Here is a 15,740-nt window from a genome sequence, read left to right as displayed (position 1 = left end):
GTGCCCGGTAAGTATTGATCTTGTGATTCGATAGTTGCAGACGGCGAGCACGGATGGAATCCGCACTTTCGCTTAGTCCGTCGTCATGAGGCGGCGGCGTGTGGCCCTGCAAACGGAAACCGGCGGACCAAGCCGCCGGTTGAGGCCCCGTCGGGGCATCGCCAGCCGCGTGTACCGGCGCGGCATGGTAAGGGCCAAGAAGACTTGGCGCCAGGGGGCATTACCGTCATGCGCTGAACCGCCATCGGTTCCCGGCCGTGCCCATGCAGTTCGACTGCAGTACGAGTATAGGTCGCGCGACGCGCGCGTGAATCGGCTTTTTGGATGAGAGGCCGTCGCGCGCGAACTTACACGCGGGCGCACACTCGAATTGGCGCGAGAATCCCCCTGTGACCGTGGTTTCGTCCGCGCCGACTTTGCGATTTAATGGCAACATTCGTGGCGGCATCGCGCGTCGCGCATCCCGGCAGCACATCGCGCCATACATCGCGCCATACATCGCACCCTACATCGCCGTACCCTGAAAAACATGCTAACGATGGCAACAAATTCTCTACGACGTTGGGCCCTGCTGACTTGCCTGTGTGCGGCGCAGAGCGCCCTTGCCGCCGATCAGTGCGAAGGTATCCTGCTGCTGGCCAAGAGCGCGCAGGGCGGTTTCGAGGACATCACCGGCCCGCTGGCCGCGAAAAACGAGCGCGGCGAGAGTTATCAGGCCACCTATTCGGTGCCGGGCGGCGACTGCAAGGTCTTTCGCGCGACGGGCCTCGCGCCGACTTACGAATGCGTCTGGGATTACCAGAAGATCACGCCGATGGACCTGCGCAACCAGGCGCAGTCGTTCGCCACGCAGGTCTCGCGCTGCACGCGCGGTGTGACGACCATGCGCACCACCACCACGAACGCGGCAGGCCTGCCCGCCGAATGGCAGAGCGCGAGTCGCAAGTACGCGCGTCCCGTGAACTTCACGGTCACGGCACAGGACCTCGTGACGCCGCGCGGCGAGCGGATTCGCGAGATCTCGCTGTCGGTCGAGAAGCAGGTCGAGAAGTAAGCCGCATCGGGACGCCCGCCCGGCGACGGGCGAAGCGGGGCGGTTTCCTGCCACCGCGCTTGCCGCGCCCCGGCGCCCGCGCCGTCGCCGCTCAGGGGCCGGCGTCGTTTCAGGGCGGCGCACCGGTTACAAACGGTTGCAGTCCACTTGACGCATTAACACTTTTTCGGTCGACGCTCGTTCGGCCGACCCGGTACAGTCATTCCTGAGGCGTATGGCATGCCTGCGATCCGCGGCGCCATGTCCCGCCCCGTGCCAACCGGTCCCACCCCAGGACCGGACGATGTCGGCCCGACGTGCCGATCCACGGCTGAACCCAAATGAGTGCCCGAATTCGCTGTTCCCTCCTGTTGCTGCTGGTGTGCGCCTACCCTGCCTGGGCCGATGGCGGGCGCGGACGCGACATGCTCGACGTGAACAAGGCTTCGCTGCGCGAAGACATCAGCCGGTTCAATGCCGACCGCGGGCGCGCTCAGGCCGCTTACCCGAACTGGGCCGCGCCGGCAGAACCGCGCGAGCGCCAGTACACGCCGCAAGGTATGCCGCGGGGTCCGCGCGGCGAAGGCGGCGGCCGTCGCGGCCGCTGAAGCCCCCTTCACGGGCTCCCTTAATCGATTCCCTGAGTCGATTCCCTCAGTCGATTCCCGACGGGCGGCCGCACCTTGCCTCTCTCCGCCCGCCTGCTTTCCCCTCCCCGTGCCTCTCCATGCCGCGCGGCACCGAATGTTGCACATGCGCAACATCGCGCGCCCTCGCTTGAGCCGGCAGCGCACCACGTCTGCTGCGTCCCGATGGTCTGTTCTCTCCGCCGGATCCGCGCCAATCGTGGCGAATGTGAGTAGTTGCTAACCGTCTGATGTAACCCATATATCGATCTCGTTATACCGGGATTAATTGTGGCGCGGATGGTCGGCCGATTTTTGTCTCCCCACCATTTCCCGGCCATCTCGTGTGGCGCATTTTTGCGCGGTGCGACAGCCTTTCTGAGCACGGCGGGGCTGTGCGAGAATCACGGCCGTTCAACAGGGAGGCGCTTCTCGAACAGGGCGCCGGCGGGTCCCCGCGCAACGCGGGAGCAGGCACACAAAAGACATAAACCAAGGAGAAGTCAATGAAGCGGAGTATGGCCAAGGGCATCGGCGGGGCCCTCGTGCTGGGCGCGTGCATGAGCGCACCGGCACTCGCGCAATCGAACGTCACGCTGTACGGTCAGGTCGACGCCTGGGTCGGTGCGGTCAAGAACCCCGGCAGCGATCGCGCCTGGACGCAGGGCGGCGGCGGGATGTCGACGTCGTACTGGGGCATGAAGGGCAACGAAGATCTCGGCGGCGGCCTGAAGGCCGTGTTCGTGCTCGAAGACTTCTTCCGTCCGCAGAACGGTCAGTACGGCCGCTTCCAGGGTGACTCGATGTTCTCGCGCAATGCCTACGTCGGCCTGCAGTCGGACACGGCCGGCACCGTCACGCTGGGCCGTCTGACCACGTCGTACTTCGTCTCGACGATCCTGTTCAACCCGTTCGTGGATTCGTACACCTTCAGCCCGATGGTGTTTCACACGTTCATCGGCCAGGCGGGCCAGGGCATCGTCGGCGACTCCGGCTGGAGCAACGCCGTGATGTACACCACGCCGAACTTCAAGGGCCTGTCGGGCAGCGTCTCGTATGCGTTCGGCAACAAGGCGGGCGAAGCCGGCCAGAACAAGTGGAGTGCGTCCGCGCTGTACTTTAACGGCCCGTTTGCCGCGACCGTCGCGTATCAGCAGGTCAAGTTCGACTCGCAGCCGGACGACATGGCCGGCATGGCGGGCTTTCGCAGCCAGCAAGCCGTGCAGTTGGGCGCCACGTATGACCTGCAGGTCGTGAAGCTCTTCGGTCAGTACCAGTACATCCGCAACAACATTACCGGCGGCGGCGTATCGGAGAACGGCGGCCAGCTCGGCGTGTCCGTGCCGCTCGGCAACGGCAAGGTGCTCGCCTCGTATGCGTACACGAAGAGCTCGGGGGCGAGCAACGTGAACCGCAAGACGTGGGCGCTCGGCTACGACTACAACCTGTCGAAGCGCACCGACATCTACGCCGCTTACATGAACGACAAGGTGAGCACGCTCTCTGGCGGCGACACGTTCGGTGGCGGCATTCGCATGAAGTTCTGACGCTGCGCGGCGCGCGCCAGCCGGGCGTGCGCCAGCGGCAAACGAGAAGGGGGCAGACGCCGCTCGGCGCGTCTGTCCCCCTTTTTTTGCCTCCCGTCGCCTCCTGTCGCGTCCTGTCGCATCCCGTTGCGGGCTTCGCGTTCGAAGGCGTTTCGCACAGCGGTCTTGCGCGTCACCGTTCAGACGTGTCCGCGCTATGATTTGTGCACCGCGCAAGACGGTATTCCCGCCACTTCAGTACAAACGGAGCAGAGACGACATGACGATTCAACACGTAGGCATCATTGGCGCAGGCACGATGGGTAACGGCATTGCACAGGCCTGTGCGGTGGCCGGACTGCCGGTGACGATGGTGGACATCAGCGACGCCGCCGTGCAAAAAGGCGTGGCCACGATTGCCGGCAGCCTCGACCGTCTCATCAAGAAGGACAAGCTCACGGCGGCCGACAAGGAAGCGGCGCTCGCGCGCATTGCCACGTCGACCGACTACGCCGCGCTCGGCAAGGCCGATATCGTGATCGAAGCGGCCACCGAGAATCCCGACCTGAAGATCCGGATTCTCAAGCAGCTCGAGGGCGTGGCCAAGGAAGGTGCGATCGTGGCGTCGAACACGTCGTCGATCTCGATCACGAAGCTCGCGGCGGTGCTCGCGAAGCCCGAGCGGTTCATCGGCATGCATTTCTTCAACCCGGTGCCGCTCATGGCGCTCGTGGAAATCATTCGCGGCCTGCAGACGAGCGACGAGACGCATGCCCGCGTCGAGGCGCTCGCGCGCCAGCTCGGCAAGTCGCCGATCACGGTGAAGAACGCGCCGGGTTTCGTCGTCAACCGAATTCTGGTGCCGATGATCAACGAGGCGTTCTTCGTGCTGGCCGAGAATCTCGCAACGCCCGAAGAAATCGACGAGGGCATGAAGCTCGGCTGCAACCATCCGATCGGGCCGCTCGCGCTGGCCGACATGATCGGGCTGGACGTCTGCCTCTCGGTGATGAACGTCTATTACGAAGAGTTCGCCGATTCGAAGTATCGCCCATGCCCGCTGCTCAAGGAGATGGTCGCCGCCGGCTATCTGGGGCGCAAGACGGGGCGGGGCGTCTACACGTATTGAGCGACTCCGCGTGCGTGGCCGCTTTCGATGGCTTTCGATGGCATTCGGCCGCGCACGGCCCCGGACGACGGCGGCGCGACCGCGCCGCCCGGGGCGCACGCGACGGGCCTCAGAGGGCCAGCCGTCTGCGGGTGTCGTCGTATTCGCGCTTCAGGCGGGCGATGATTTCCGCGGCGGGGCGCACGTCGTCCATCAACCCCACGCCTTGCCCCGCGCCCCAGATGTCCTTCCAGGCCTTCGCCTTCGAGAAGTTCATGGCGGTCTTGTCTGCCGTGGGCAGGTTGTCGGGATCGAGCCCCGCGTTCACGATGCTCTGCCGGATGTAATTGCCCGAGACGCCGGTGAAGAGATTCGTGTAGACGATGTCGTTGGCGCTTGCGTCGACGATCGCCTGCTTGTAGTTCTCGCTCGCGTTGGCTTCGCTCGACGCGATGAACCGCGTGCCGATGTACGCGAGATCGGCGCCCATGGCCTGCGCCGCAAGGATCGAGCCGCCGTTGGCGATCGAGCCCGAGAGCACGATCGGGCCGTCGAAGATCTTGCGCACTTCGCCCACGAGCGCGAACGGCGAGAGCGTGCCCGCGTGCCCGCCCGCGCCGGCCGCCACCAGAATCAGGCCGTCGACGCCGGCTTCGAGCGCCTTGTTCGCGTGCCGCAGGTTGATCACGTCGTGCAGCACGATGCCGCCGTAGCTGTGCACGGCGTCGAGCACTTCCTTGGGCGGCGCGCGCAGGCTGGTAATGAAGATCGGTACGCGATGCTCCACGCACACGCGCACGTCGTGTTCGAGACGTTGATTCGACTGATGCACGATCTGGTTGACGGCGAGCGGGCCGACCACCGCGTCGGGATTGGCGGCCTGGTACGACGCCAGCTCCTCGGTGATGCGCGCGAGCCAGTCTTCGAGGATCTGCGGCTCGCGCGCGTTGAGCGCGGGGAACGAGCCGACGATGCCGGCCTTGCACTGCGCGAGTACCAGCTCGGGGTAGCTCACGATGAACATCGGCGAGGCCACGACGGGCAGCGCCAGGTTTTGCAGAATCTTCGGAAGGGCCATGAAGTCTCCTTGGTCTGGACGTTCACGAGGGACTCGCGCGGCGCGCGCATCTCGGCTTGCGACGCACCACGGCAGGCCGCGCCGTTTCGCGAACGATCGTTCGATTATAGGGGGATTCGCGCGCCGGCCGGGGGGCGGGCACTCGAAGAAAGCTTCGGTTCCGCACAGGCGTGCGCGCGGTATCAGGGAAAGTCCCCTTGGGGGGCCGCGGGGCGCACATCTACGATGAAGTTGCGTGCCAGGCGTTGTCCGGACACCGGAGACGCAAGGACGGGTGCCGCGTTAGCGACCGTGGCGCTCGCCCGGCAGGTCACGTCCTCAAACGCCGCCTGCCCTTACCGGCAAGCGGCGTTGTTTTTTGGGGCGCGCCTCATACGGCATGCAACGTGCCCGCGTCGGCATCGACGCGCAGCGCACCGGCCCTTGCCAGTTCGTCGACGAGCGTGTCGAGCAGCCGCGGCCACGCCGAGGGCGGCGCGAGCATTGCCGCTGCGCCACGCCACGCGCGCGCGGTGTCGAGCGTCGCTTTGAGCGTCGCGCGCGGCATGTCGCCTTCGGCCATCAGACGGAACACGATCAGTACCTTGAGCGCGTTGCGCGCATTGCGCGCCGGGTCGCCGCGCAGATAGTCGAGGCGGCTGCGCGCGGCGGCGAGCGCGCCGTCGATGTCGCCGAACGGCTGGCCGTGGCCGGGAATGACCTGCGCGACGTCGAGCTGCTCGATGAGATCGAGCACCGCGGCCTGTTCGGCGAAGCCCGACTCGCCGTCGAGTTCAGGGAAGATCACGCCGAAGCCGCGCTCCCACAGGGCGTCGCCCGAAATCAGAATGCCGTCGGCGGCGTTGTAGAGCATGAGCGCGTGCGGGTCGTGGCCCGGCGCACCAAGCACCAGCCACTCGTGCTCGCCAAGCGTCATGGTGTCGCCGGGCGAGAGCGTTTCGTCGAACGTGAAGCGCGCGCATTGCTGGCCGGTGGCGTCGAACGACAGGCGCTGTGCGTCCCAGTGGCGGACCGATTCCGCCTCGGCGGCGGGCACCCAGGTACGGCATCCGTAGCGGGCTTGCAGGGCGGCGTTGCCGCCGCAATGATCGGAGTGCAGATGGGTGTTGATCAGCCGCGCGAGCGGCTGGCCGTGCGGCAAGGCGTGTGCGACGAGCGCGAGCGTCTGTTCCGAATGCGAGACGTAGCCGCTGTCGACGAGCGCCGGCTCATCGCCGAGAAACAGTACGTTGTTCGATGAAAGCCAGCCGCGCTCGAACACGCGCAGCCCGTCGGGCAGAGCAGGCGAGGTCATGGGCGTATTCCGTGAAGTAACGCGTGCGGCAGGCCGGTCAGGCCGGCTTCGGGCACACGAGGATCTTGGCCGTGGCGACGATCACCGTCTCGCCGCGCTGGTTCGTCGCGTCGCCCTCGAGCGAAACGATGTCGCCCGCGAGCTTCTCCTTCCACACGCTCTCGGTGACGGTCCAGCGCACGGTGACGTCGTCGCCGGCACGTACCGCGCGCCGCAGCTTCATGTCGAATTCGAGGCCGAGCGGCTGCGCCGTCTTCGAGTAATGCGTGGCGAGCAGCGCCGCGAGATACGACATCTGCTGCGTGCCCGACGAGATCAGGCCGCCGAAGCGCGGGTCCGCGGCGGCGTATTCGGCGTCGAGATGCAGCGGGTTGAAGTCATGCGCGAGCGTGGAGAACTCGCGGATCGACGCTGGCGAGAAGTGGTGCGTGGCGCAGAACGTTTCGCCGACGGCAACGATTTTTCCCATAGGGCTTTGCGAATACGCGTTGAGGGTTGCAAAGGTGCGCGCAAGCCGGCGGCATCTGCGCGCGGCGTGCTCAGGGGCCTCAGGGGCCTCAGGGGCCTCAGGGGCCGTTGGCGCCGGCGTCGTCCGCGCCGGCGTCGTCCGCCCGCACGCGGCGATGCGTCGCCGGCGGCTCGGCGTTGGCCTCGCGTCGCCCGGGGAGCAGCGACCAGACGCGGCGCTTGTCGTCGTCGGACATCGCCGACCAGGCGGCGATCTCGGCGAGCGTGCGCCAGCAGCCGGAGCACCAGCCCGTGCCGGGGTTCATGCGGCAGACGTTGATGCACGGCGAGGGCACGGGCGAGGCGGCGCGCGCGCAAGGGGGGCTCGGCAAGGTCATGGCGAGCCTTACACGGCCAGGCCGAGCCTGTCGGCCTTCTCGCGCAGCCGGGCGTGAAAGCGCGCCTGATCGACGATGACGCGCTCGTGCGTGCCGGCGCTCACCTTGTCCTGGCCGTCCCAGGCCTCGACTTCGAAGCGCAGCGTGCGGCCGGCGACGTCGACCAGCTTGCCGCGAATGCGCAGCGTATCGCCGGCCGGCGTCGCGGCCAGATGCGAGAACGACACGAGCGTGCCGAGCGACTGCTCGCGCGGCCAGTCGAGGTACGGGCGGATCGCCTGCAGGCACGCACACTCGAGAATGCCCGCGAGATAGCCCGTCGCCAGCACGGCCGGCATGTCGCGGCACAGTTCCACGTCGTCGTAGAGCTCGGGCACCACGGCCTTTCGCGGCACGCGGTAGGTCCACTCGAAGGTCAGGCCCGGGACCAGTTCGGGACTCGGCATGGCTTGTCTCCTTGTGTCGTGCTTCTGGCGAGGGGCTGCCTCAGTCGCGCAATGCAACGTCGACCACGGGCGCGCCCGTCATCGCCACGAGTTGCTGCGGCGTGAGGTTGAACACCGCGTGCGGGTGGCCCGCCGCGGCCCACAGGCTCGTGAGCTTGAGCAGGTCCTCGTCGATCAGCGTGACCGGCGAGACGACGTGCCCGATCGGGCTCACGCCACCAATGGAGTAACCGGTCTTTTCCTTGACGAAGCGGGCGTCGGCGCGTGCCAGTTCGCCGACTTGCGCGGCGACTTTCTTCTCATCGACGCGATTGGCGCCGCTGGCGATCACGAGCACCGGCGTGTCGTCGGACGCGCGACGGAAAATGATCGACTTGGCGATCTGCGCGACTTCGCAGCCGAGGCCGGCCGCCGCTTCCGCCGAGGTCTTGCCGGTGGCGGGCAGCAGCACGATGGGCTGGTCGTGTCCCATGCCCGCCAGAAGACGGGCGACGTGGCGGGCCCCTTCGGGGAGATCCTGTTCGCTGGCAGTCGCGGTTATGTGCGGTGTCTGGCTCATGGTAGGGTCAGGCGTGTCGGTTCATCGGGACGTGTGGACGTGCGGAGGATGTCAGGCGGTGGCGCCGTCCCGCAGCTTCGCCAGCATGGCGCGGCCCACGCGCGAAGCGTTCTGGCGGCCGATGGCCTGCGAGATGAAGTCGCCCGTGCGCACGACGGCGTCGAGATCGATGCCGGTCTCGATGCCAAGACCTTGCAGCAGGTAGAGCACGTCCTCGGTGGCCACGTTGCCGGTCGCGCCTTTTGCGTAGGGGCAGCCGCCGAGGCCGGCAACGGACGAGTGGAAGATCGAGATGCCGGAGAGCAGCGCGGCGTAGATATTCGCCGTCGCCTGACCATAGGTGTCGTGGAAGTGGCCGGACAGGCGCTCGATCGGGAACACTTTGGCGCAGGCTTCCATCACTTCGCGCGTGCGCGCGGGCGTGCCCACGCCGATGGTGTCGGCAATGTCGATCTCGTCGCAGCCGAGCGCGGCGAGCCGTTGCACGACGTCGACCACGCTGGCCACGGGCACTTCACCCTGATACGGGCAGCCGAGCGCACATGAGATGCTGCCGCGCAGACGCAGGCCGGCGTCCTTCGCGGCCCGCGCGACCGGCTCGAAGCGCGCAATGCTCTCTTCGATCGAGCAATTGATGTTGCGTTGCGAGAAGGCTTCGCTTGCCGCGCCGAAGATCACGACCTCGTCGGCCCGGGCCGCGAGAGCTCCTTCGAAGCCGCGCATGTTGGGCGTGAGCACCGAATAGATGGTGCCGGGGCGGCGCTCGATGCGCGCCATCACCTCGGCGCCGTCGGCCATTTGCGGCACCCATTTCGGCGACACGAACGAGGTCGTCTCGATATTGGCGAAGCCAGCCGCCGTGAGTCGGTCGACCAGCGCGATCTTGATGTCGGCGGGCACCATCTGCTTTTCGTTCTGCAGGCCGTCGCGCGGGCCGACTTCGACGACTTTCACGCGCTTGGGCAGCGACGTCGGGGTAATGGACATGGAGGTCTCCTCGGTGTGTTTCGGGGATGCGTGCGGTGCGTGGCGGCTCAGTAGCCGCGCGCCAGATCGACGACGCCCGTAATGGTTTCGCCGCGCTCGAGGGCGGCGATCTTGCCCGCAATCTGCGCGACGGTTTCGTCGCGCAGCGTCAGGGCCGAAATGTGCGGCGTGACCGTAATGCCAGGCGTGTGCCAGAACGGGTGCCCGGCCGGCAGGGGCTCGGTGCGGAACACGTCGAGCGTGGCGCCGGCGATCTGGCCGCTTTGCAACGCGGCGAGCAGATCCTCTTCCACGAGATGCGCGCCGCGCGCCACGTTGATCAGGAAGGCGCCGGGCGCGAGCTTCGCGAACAGGCGGGCGTTGAGCACGTCGAGCGTGTGCGGCGTGAGTGGCAGCAGGTTGACGAGAATGCGTGCGCCGGACACACAGGCCTCGAAGCCCGCATCGCCGTGATACAGCGCGATGCCGCTGTCATCGCGGCGTTCGCTGCGGCTCCAGGCGCGCACCGGAAATCCGAACGATTTGAGCGCGCGTGCGACGTGCGAGCCCAGCGTGCCGTAGCCCAGCACGGCCACAGGAAAGTCCGACAGCCGGTTCGGCTTGAGGAATTTCCATTGGGCCTGCGACTGCTGTGCGTCGAATTCGTCCAGCCGGCGAAAGTAACGCAGCGCGGCGGCGCTCACGTATTGCGCCATCTGGTCGGCCATGCCGGCGTCCTCCAGACGCACGAGCGGCACGCCGGCCGGCAGGCGCTGCGCGCCCTCGCCCTGCGTGCCGAGCACGCCGTCCACGCCGGCGCCCAGGTTGAAGATCGCCTTCAGACGCTCGCGCGGCCGCAGCACCTCGGCGTTCGGCTTCCAGAGCACCAGGTAATCGGCGGCGGCGCTGTCGCCGGGCTGCCAGCCGCGAATGCGGGCGTGCGGCAGATGCTCGGCGAGGCCGGTTTCGTAGGCGGCGGTCTTGCCGTCCGGGGAAAAGATCAGGATGTCCATGAATGCGGCGGGTGCAGTGGGCGGGAATACGTATGGGGCGATGCAAATCCATGCCCGACGGCGTTGCCGGCTCGCGCTGGCCGGTGCGGCGTGGGGCGCGGGGGAGCGCAGGCGGCCGGGCGGCCGGGCGGCGCTTGGCCGGCCGCAGCCGTGCGAACGCCGTTCGCTGTTCGATGCAAAAAACCACCGAGCCGCCGTGGCGGTCGCTCGGCCAGCGGCCGACTGTCCCGGCGCGTCCCGCGCCGTGGTCCGATCGGCTCCGGCGAGGCCGCGTCGACTCGATTTACGTTAACGTCAAGTGTAACGCAGCTTGTGCCCTGGCGCGTATCGGGCGGGGCCCTGACGGACCTGGGGGCGCCTCGAGGGGGCGCGTCGGCCCCAACGCGGGAGGGGGACGCTGGGATGGCGTGAGGATAGCGTCGGGATAGGGTGAGGATAGCGTCGGGAGAGAGCGGGGATAGTGCAGATAGCGCAGATAGCGCCGTCAGTCGTTGGCCGCCGTCCGCAGCGTGGTGAGGCCCACGGCGAAGTTGTGGCTGTCGTCGGCCACCCAGACTTCCCCGTCCTGAATCGTGCACTGCAGGCGCATCGAGCGCGAAGCCAACGCGGTAAGCGCTTCGGCCGAAGCGTCGTCGAGCATGCGCACGGTCAGGTTCTTCAGCCGCGTGACCTGGGGTTCGGTGGTCTGCCACCAGATCGCGGCGGGCTTGCCGCCATATGCCAGCACATCGACATGCTCGGCGCGGCCCGCCGCCTTGACGAGGCGCCGCGCGTCGGGCTGTCCGACGTCGATCCAGCGCACGATGTCATTGCCGAAGTCGTGCTCCCACAGGTCGGGTTCATCGGCCGTGGAGAGCCCCTTGCCGAACGAGAGTCGCTCGCCGGCATAAAGCATGAACGCCAGCACGCGCACCATCATGCGCTCGTCGGTCTCCGACGGATGACGCGCAATGGTCAGGCCATGGGACGCGTAGTAGTGGCGATCGAGGTCGGTGATCTGCACCTCGGCCTTGTAGATGGTGGCTTTCAGTGCCATACCGGGAAACCGCAGGGTTGAGGAAAGCCGCAAGCATACACCAGTGCCCCATCGTGGACCCCGCCCGATCGCGGGAAGTGTACTGCGCGCCGGTGATGGCAAAACGCGGCGCATAGCCGTGCCGGAACACCGCCCACGGCGGCCCCGCCGCGGCAAGGGGACCGCAAGCTCGGTATACTGGCGACCCCGTTCCCCCGATGCGTTCCCCATGCCGGTTCCCGCGCCGCAAACGATAGCCGTCAACGGCTACCCGATGGCCTACGTCGAAACGCCAGCACCCGCCGGCGCCACCGGCGCCCCGCTCGTACTGGTGCACGGTTCGCTGTGCGATTTTCGATATTTCAAACCGAACATGGCGCCGCTGGGGCAGCATCGGCGTGTCATTGCCGTGAGCCTTCGCCACTACTGGCCCGAAGCGTGGGACGGCCGGGACGGCACGTTTTCCGGCGAGCAGCACGCCGAAGATCTCGCGGCGTTCATCGCGGCACTCGGCGTGGGGCCCGTTCACGTACTCGGCCATTCGCGCGGCGGCTATGTCGCGCTGCGCACGGCGTTGCTCGCGCCGGACACCGTGCGCTCATTGATTCTGGCCGACCCGGGCGTGGAAATCAGCGGCGGCCCCGTGCAGGTGCCGCTCGACAGCGAACGCGGCAACTTCCGCGAGCGGGCGCTCGCGCAGATCGAAGCGGGCGACATCGATGGCGGGCTCGCGCTGTTCATCGACACGGTGAGCGGGCCGGACACGTGGCGTCGCATGGTGCCGTGGTTCAAGCAGATGGTGCGCGACAACGCGCGCACGCTCATCGGTCAGGTTGCCGAACCCCGTGCACCGTTGCCGATCGACGCCCTCGGCGCGCTGCACGCGCCGGTACTCCTGATGGGCGGGGCGGAGAGCCCGGCGCCGTACCCCGACGTGCTCGACGCGCTGGCGCACGCCATGCCCGAAGCGCGCCGGATGGTGATTCAGGACGCCTCGCATGGCATGAACCTCGCCAATCCGATCGCGTTCCACCGCGCGGTGGACGCCTTTCTTGGCAACGACTGAGGCCCGCTCACGCGCCGCGCCCCATCGCGCCCCATCGGAGCCCATCGCACCCCATCGCCCCGATGACCTGGGCCGGGGTCGAGCGCGCGCGCACTCATTCGTCCTTCGACGCCCCGTGGCCCAGCCGCAGGCTCAGCGTGCGCACGAGATCAGCCATCCACGCCTGGTCCCGCTCGGACAGTTTCTGCATGGCCCGATTGAGCGAGGGGTACGGATCGCTGGGCGTCGATGCGCCCGTGTCGGCCGCAACGCCGTTCGACGAGTCGAAGGCAAGCAACTCATGCGGCGGCAGCCCGAGCGTGTCGGCCAGAATGCAGATGTTGCGCAGCGAGATATTCCGTTTGCCTCGCTCGACACCGCTCAGATACGAGCGCGCCAGACCGCTTTCGAGCGCCAGCTTGTCCTGTGCCCAGTTGTACTTCTTGCGCAAACCGGCGAGATGCCTGCCGAATCGAAATAAGTTGGTGTCCATAAGAAATTTTCCTTGTTAGGGACGAGAAGGTTGGAACAAAAATCCGGCATTGGGAATGGTGCCTCGGGTGTCCCCCGTTCGCGAGGCACGAACTGCTGAGTCTGCAACGCGGATTTTTTGCGAACTTTCGGAGAAGACACAAAAGATGCGAGCTCTCAGCAGAAATGACTGCGCCAAATGCGTACCGCCACGACGGTGACGTGATACGTTTTGTCGCACTTCCGTCAACCGGAGCCGCGCAGTGTGACACCGGACTTGTCGGAGGAAATGGAATCGCGATTCTGGTGGGTGCCGCGCTGGGATGTCACTCGATGTTGACGTCGGGAAGGCCGTCCGGGGCGGGCCGGCGCGGGTCCGTGTGAGCCGCCGGCGCGCCGCGGTGGCCCGTCGCGATTGGAATGTGTGCGTCTCGGGCGACGCGGCGACGCCCGATCATGCAAATTTCTCGCGTTCCGCGCCTGCCGGATTTTGATGGCTGTGCCGTTCACTCCTACTAGACGAAGCATCGCGCTCCGCCCCCGTCCGGCTGTGGGGACTTTGCGCGATGTCCTAAGCGCAGATTGCCCTGCTATCGCTCAGTTTTCGTCGCCTGTGGGCGGACGTTGTGAATTGTCGTGGCGCGGCATGCTGGGATGCACAGGGATATCTTGTGCGCGGGAAACGCGAGTTGCGTGCGGGGCGTCGCGCTGTGGATGGCTCATGCGGACAACGGCTTCCTGCAAGTCGCAGTCTCGATATCCCTCGCTCCCGGCGCTTGCGTAGGCGCGACGCATCGGGAGCCCGGCTTCGAACCCCGTATCGACCGTATCTTGCGGGGGCGGATCACTGGCCTCGGGCGACGGGTCCGCGGCAAGCGGCGGGTGTGCGCCAGCCGCCGCGTCGGTGCGCGCGCAGACTTTGGCGTCTTCGCCATCGGCGCTGCCGTGGTTGTCGTTATCCGGGGAGTTGTTATCGTGGCTGTCGTCCTCATCGGGGGCGGCAGGGGACGCCGGGGGAGCCGCCAGCGCGGCGGCGTCGTCCTGGGGCGGCGCGCAATGACTCAGACGGGAACTCAGACTTCGGATCACTTCCGCGAGCCAGACCTGATCGCGGCTCTCCAGTCGACAGAGCGACCGGCTGATTTGCGGCAGCGGCGTGCGCTCGGCGGCCGGTGTGGCGTCTTCCGCTCCCGGCGGCGTCGTGGTGAACCTCAGCATCTCGGATGTCGGCACGCCCAGCGTGTCGGCCAGGACACAGATGTTGACGAGCGCGACGTTGCGTCGGCCCCGCTCGATGCCGCTGACATACGAGCGTGCCAGGCCGCTCTCGAGCGCAAGTTTCTCCTGCGACCAGCCGCGCGACTTACGCAAGCGGGCCAGATGGTCTCCGAACAGCGCGAGTGGATTGGTTTGCATGGCGGACTCCGTTGACGAGTCACACAGAGTAATCAATCCCCCCGCGTCCTGCGACGTTATATCGCTCTCCTTCCCATGCGTGACGGGCGGGCTTCTATAAAGAGTGGGTAACCCGAAAAGCGCAGAATTTATCGGACATTTCCCAACTCATCGGGGATGGGCGATATCCGTTCACGCGCTTTCCGGATCGGCAGATGCCAGTTCTCGCCGAGTGCCACGCCCGCCAGGATCAGTGCGCCGCCCACGAGGTGATAGGCGGCGAGATGCTCGCCGAGCCCGAACGCGGCGATCAGCGCCGTGAAGATCGGCACGAGATTGATGACGACCGTGGCCCGCCGCGGCCCGATTCGCGCCACGCCGAGCATCCAGATAAACGGGGCCGCGATCGAGACCGGGATCGTGGCGAAGGCGAGCTGCGGCAGGTTGTCCATCGACACCCCGGCCTTTTCCGATACGAGGTAGAAGGGCAGCAGCGCGATCACGGCGAACAGGATTTGCGCATAGAGCGACGGCAGCGGCGCGAGCGGCAGACGCCATTTGCGCAGCAGCACGCAGTACACGGCGTAGGCGAGCATGGCGAGAACCATCATGGCGTCGCCAATGCCGATGCCCTGATCGGCCAGATGCAGCAGCGAGCCGTGGCCCACGACGAGCAGCACGCCGAACACGGACAGCAGACCACCCACGAGTGCGCCGGCGCTCAATGCGTCGCCGAGCACGATGACCGCGAGCGCGAGGGTGGTGAGCGGCAGCAGTGCCAGGATGATGCCCATGTTGGTCGCGCTCGTGTAGTGCGCGGCGCTGTAGGCGAGCCCCTGGTAGATCGCCATGCCCAGCACGCCGAGCGTGGCGTACTGCGCGAGATGCGGCAGCGCGGCTCGACGTGCGCGCCACAAGGCGGGCAGCGCGAGGGGCGTGAGGAGCAGCGCGGCGGCGAACCAGCGCAGGAACGCGATTTCGGCCGGAAAGATATGGCCGACGGAAAGCTTGTTGACAATGACGTTGGCCGACCAGATGAGAACGGCCGTCAGCGGCAGGACGAAATTGACCATGGAACGTCGCAAGGGGCGCCGAATCGGCGGCAGGCGGGACTTCGGATCGGACACGAGGCGCGGGCGACGGCGCACGAAGTCCGCGCTCATCGCCGCCGAACGCGCGCCTCAGGTGGCCGGCATAGCGCGAATTCTCCGCCCGAACGCGTGCGCACGCATAGCGAATTTCAGACAAACGATAGCGAATTTATGACGCGTTGTCGGCCACGCGGCTCGTCGCCTACCGCCCAGACTGCCCAGAGCGTCC

At 66.9% G+C, this 15,740-nt stretch carries 17 protein-coding genes; 5 read left to right on the top strand and 12 right to left on the bottom strand.

The window, feature by feature from the left end:
• Positions 1-538 precede the first annotated feature (538 nt).
• The 4 genes from CDN36_RS06460 to CDN36_RS06445 all read left to right on the top strand — a co-directional run bounded on the left by CDN36_RS06460 (position 539) and on the right by CDN36_RS06445 (position 4,314).
• The gene (locus CDN36_RS06460; RefSeq protein WP_150553992.1) at positions 539-1,054 is read left to right on the top strand and encodes a hypothetical protein; all 516 of its coding nucleotides are present in this window, start codon (positions 539-541) and stop codon (positions 1,052-1,054) included.
• A gap of 320 nt (positions 1,055-1,374) precedes the next feature.
• On the top strand, positions 1,375-1,641 hold the full coding sequence (locus CDN36_RS06455) for a hypothetical protein (protein ID WP_287496275.1): 267 nt from the start codon (positions 1,375-1,377) through the stop codon (positions 1,639-1,641).
• Between the two features lie 524 nt (positions 1,642-2,165).
• Positions 2,166-3,206: a porin gene (locus CDN36_RS06450; protein WP_150553990.1), complete on the top strand. Its 1,041-nt coding sequence runs from the start codon at positions 2,166-2,168 to the stop codon at positions 3,204-3,206.
• Positions 3,207-3,465: 259 nt separating this feature from the next.
• Positions 3,466-4,314 (top strand): 3-hydroxybutyryl-CoA dehydrogenase, encoded by an 849-nt coding sequence (locus CDN36_RS06445; protein ID WP_150553989.1) that lies wholly within the window; start codon positions 3,466-3,468, stop codon positions 4,312-4,314.
• 109 nt (positions 4,315-4,423) lie between these two features.
• Here the strand turns inward: CDN36_RS06445 and CDN36_RS06440 are convergent, their stop codons facing one another.
• The 9 genes from CDN36_RS06440 to CDN36_RS06400 all read right to left on the bottom strand — a co-directional run bounded on the left by CDN36_RS06440 (position 4,424) and on the right by CDN36_RS06400 (position 11,530).
• Entirely contained in the window at positions 4,424-5,371 is a 948-nt protein-coding gene (locus CDN36_RS06440; RefSeq protein WP_150553988.1) for an NAD(P)H-dependent flavin oxidoreductase, read from the bottom strand.
• Between the two features lie 370 nt (positions 5,372-5,741).
• Positions 5,742-6,665, bottom strand: coding sequence for an MBL fold metallo-hydrolase (locus CDN36_RS06435; RefSeq protein WP_287496274.1), 924 nt, complete (start codon positions 6,663-6,665; stop codon positions 5,742-5,744).
• A gap of 37 nt (positions 6,666-6,702) precedes the next feature.
• Positions 6,703-7,134 carry a MaoC family dehydratase gene (locus tag CDN36_RS06430; RefSeq protein WP_150553986.1) on the bottom strand — a complete coding sequence of 144 codons (432 nt, stop codon included), beginning with the start codon at positions 7,132-7,134 and terminating at the stop codon, positions 6,703-6,705.
• Between the two features lie 97 nt (positions 7,135-7,231).
• Positions 7,232-7,510, bottom strand: a complete 279-nt coding sequence (locus CDN36_RS06425) for a DUF1289 domain-containing protein (RefSeq protein WP_287496273.1) — start codon at positions 7,508-7,510, stop codon at positions 7,232-7,234.
• Between the two features lie 8 nt (positions 7,511-7,518).
• Positions 7,519-7,956 (bottom strand): thioesterase family protein, encoded by a 438-nt coding sequence (locus CDN36_RS06420; RefSeq protein WP_287496272.1) that lies wholly within the window; start codon positions 7,954-7,956, stop codon positions 7,519-7,521.
• 40 nt (positions 7,957-7,996) lie between these two features.
• Positions 7,997-8,515: a YbaK/EbsC family protein gene (locus tag CDN36_RS06415; RefSeq protein WP_206111035.1), complete on the bottom strand. Its 519-nt coding sequence runs from the start codon at positions 8,513-8,515 to the stop codon at positions 7,997-7,999.
• 51 nt (positions 8,516-8,566) lie between these two features.
• On the bottom strand, positions 8,567-9,502 hold the full coding sequence (locus CDN36_RS06410) for a hydroxymethylglutaryl-CoA lyase (protein WP_150553982.1): 936 nt from the start codon (positions 9,500-9,502) through the stop codon (positions 8,567-8,569).
• A 47-nt stretch (positions 9,503-9,549) separates the two neighbouring features.
• Complete coding sequence (locus CDN36_RS06405; RefSeq protein ID WP_287496271.1) at positions 9,550-10,494, bottom strand: 2-hydroxyacid dehydrogenase; 945 nt, start codon at positions 10,492-10,494, stop codon at positions 9,550-9,552.
• A gap of 484 nt (positions 10,495-10,978) precedes the next feature.
• Positions 10,979-11,530: a YaeQ family protein gene (locus CDN36_RS06400; protein WP_150553980.1), complete on the bottom strand. Its 552-nt coding sequence runs from the start codon at positions 11,528-11,530 to the stop codon at positions 10,979-10,981.
• Positions 11,531-11,738: 208 nt separating this feature from the next.
• On the opposite strand from CDN36_RS06400, the gene CDN36_RS06395 reads away from it, so the two are divergent.
• Positions 11,739-12,575, top strand: coding sequence for an alpha/beta fold hydrolase (locus tag CDN36_RS06395; protein WP_287496270.1), 837 nt, complete (start codon positions 11,739-11,741; stop codon positions 12,573-12,575).
• A gap of 94 nt (positions 12,576-12,669) precedes the next feature.
• Here CDN36_RS06395 and CDN36_RS06390 read toward each other — a convergent pair whose 3' ends face one another.
• From CDN36_RS06390 to CDN36_RS06380, 3 genes are all read right to left on the bottom strand, one after another.
• Positions 12,670-13,047, bottom strand: a complete 378-nt coding sequence (locus tag CDN36_RS06390) for a helix-turn-helix domain-containing protein (protein WP_150553978.1) — start codon at positions 13,045-13,047, stop codon at positions 12,670-12,672.
• 575 nt (positions 13,048-13,622) lie between these two features.
• Positions 13,623-14,477 (bottom strand): helix-turn-helix domain-containing protein, encoded by an 855-nt coding sequence (locus CDN36_RS22575; RefSeq protein WP_502920343.1) that lies wholly within the window; start codon positions 14,475-14,477, stop codon positions 13,623-13,625.
• Between the two features lie 92 nt (positions 14,478-14,569).
• Positions 14,570-15,493: a DMT family transporter gene (locus CDN36_RS06380; protein WP_287496269.1), complete on the bottom strand. Its 924-nt coding sequence runs from the start codon at positions 15,491-15,493 to the stop codon at positions 14,570-14,572.
• Positions 15,494-15,740 lie beyond the last annotated feature (247 nt).

This window comes from Pandoraea sp. CB10b_02 (assembly GCF_002216225.1).
Lineage (GTDB): Bacteria > Pseudomonadota > Gammaproteobacteria > Burkholderiales > Burkholderiaceae > Pandoraea > Pandoraea nosoerga.
The sequence above is the reverse complement of the archived record's forward strand: the minus strand, read 5'-3'. Positions and strand labels throughout refer to the sequence as shown.

Bases quoted from the DNA above. Each gene is read 5' to 3' on its own strand.
- CDN36_RS06460 (WP_150553992.1), top strand. From the start codon at position 539: ATGGCAACAAATTCTCTACGACGTTGGGCCCTGCTGACTTGCCTGTGT.
- CDN36_RS06455 (WP_287496275.1), top strand. From the start codon at position 1,375: ATGAGTGCCCGAATTCGCTGTTCCCTCCTGTTGCTGCTGGTGTGCGCC.
- CDN36_RS06450 (WP_150553990.1), top strand. From the start codon at position 2,166: ATGAAGCGGAGTATGGCCAAGGGCATCGGCGGGGCCCTCGTGCTGGGC.
- CDN36_RS06445 (WP_150553989.1), top strand. From the start codon at position 3,466: ATGACGATTCAACACGTAGGCATCATTGGCGCAGGCACGATGGGTAAC.
- CDN36_RS06440 (WP_150553988.1), bottom strand. From the start codon at position 5,371: ATGGCCCTTCCGAAGATTCTGCAAAACCTGGCGCTGCCCGTCGTGGCC.
- CDN36_RS06435 (WP_287496274.1), bottom strand. From the start codon at position 6,665: ATGACCTCGCCTGCTCTGCCCGACGGGCTGCGCGTGTTCGAGCGCGGC.
- CDN36_RS06430 (WP_150553986.1), bottom strand. From the start codon at position 7,134: ATGGGAAAAATCGTTGCCGTCGGCGAAACGTTCTGCGCCACGCACCAC.
- CDN36_RS06425 (WP_287496273.1), bottom strand. From the start codon at position 7,510: ATGACCTTGCCGAGCCCCCCTTGCGCGCGCGCCGCCTCGCCCGTGCCC.
- CDN36_RS06420 (WP_287496272.1), bottom strand. From the start codon at position 7,956: ATGCCGAGTCCCGAACTGGTCCCGGGCCTGACCTTCGAGTGGACCTAC.
- CDN36_RS06415 (WP_206111035.1), bottom strand. From the start codon at position 8,515: ATGAGCCAGACACCGCACATAACCGCGACTGCCAGCGAACAGGATCTC.
- CDN36_RS06410 (WP_150553982.1), bottom strand. From the start codon at position 9,502: ATGTCCATTACCCCGACGTCGCTGCCCAAGCGCGTGAAAGTCGTCGAA.
- CDN36_RS06405 (WP_287496271.1), bottom strand. From the start codon at position 10,494: ATGGACATCCTGATCTTTTCCCCGGACGGCAAGACCGCCGCCTACGAA.
- CDN36_RS06400 (WP_150553980.1), bottom strand. From the start codon at position 11,530: ATGGCACTGAAAGCCACCATCTACAAGGCCGAGGTGCAGATCACCGAC.
- CDN36_RS06395 (WP_287496270.1), top strand. From the start codon at position 11,739: ATGCCGGTTCCCGCGCCGCAAACGATAGCCGTCAACGGCTACCCGATG.
- CDN36_RS06390 (WP_150553978.1), bottom strand. From the start codon at position 13,047: ATGGACACCAACTTATTTCGATTCGGCAGGCATCTCGCCGGTTTGCGC.
- CDN36_RS06380 (WP_287496269.1), bottom strand. From the start codon at position 15,493: ATGGTCAATTTCGTCCTGCCGCTGACGGCCGTTCTCATCTGGTCGGCC.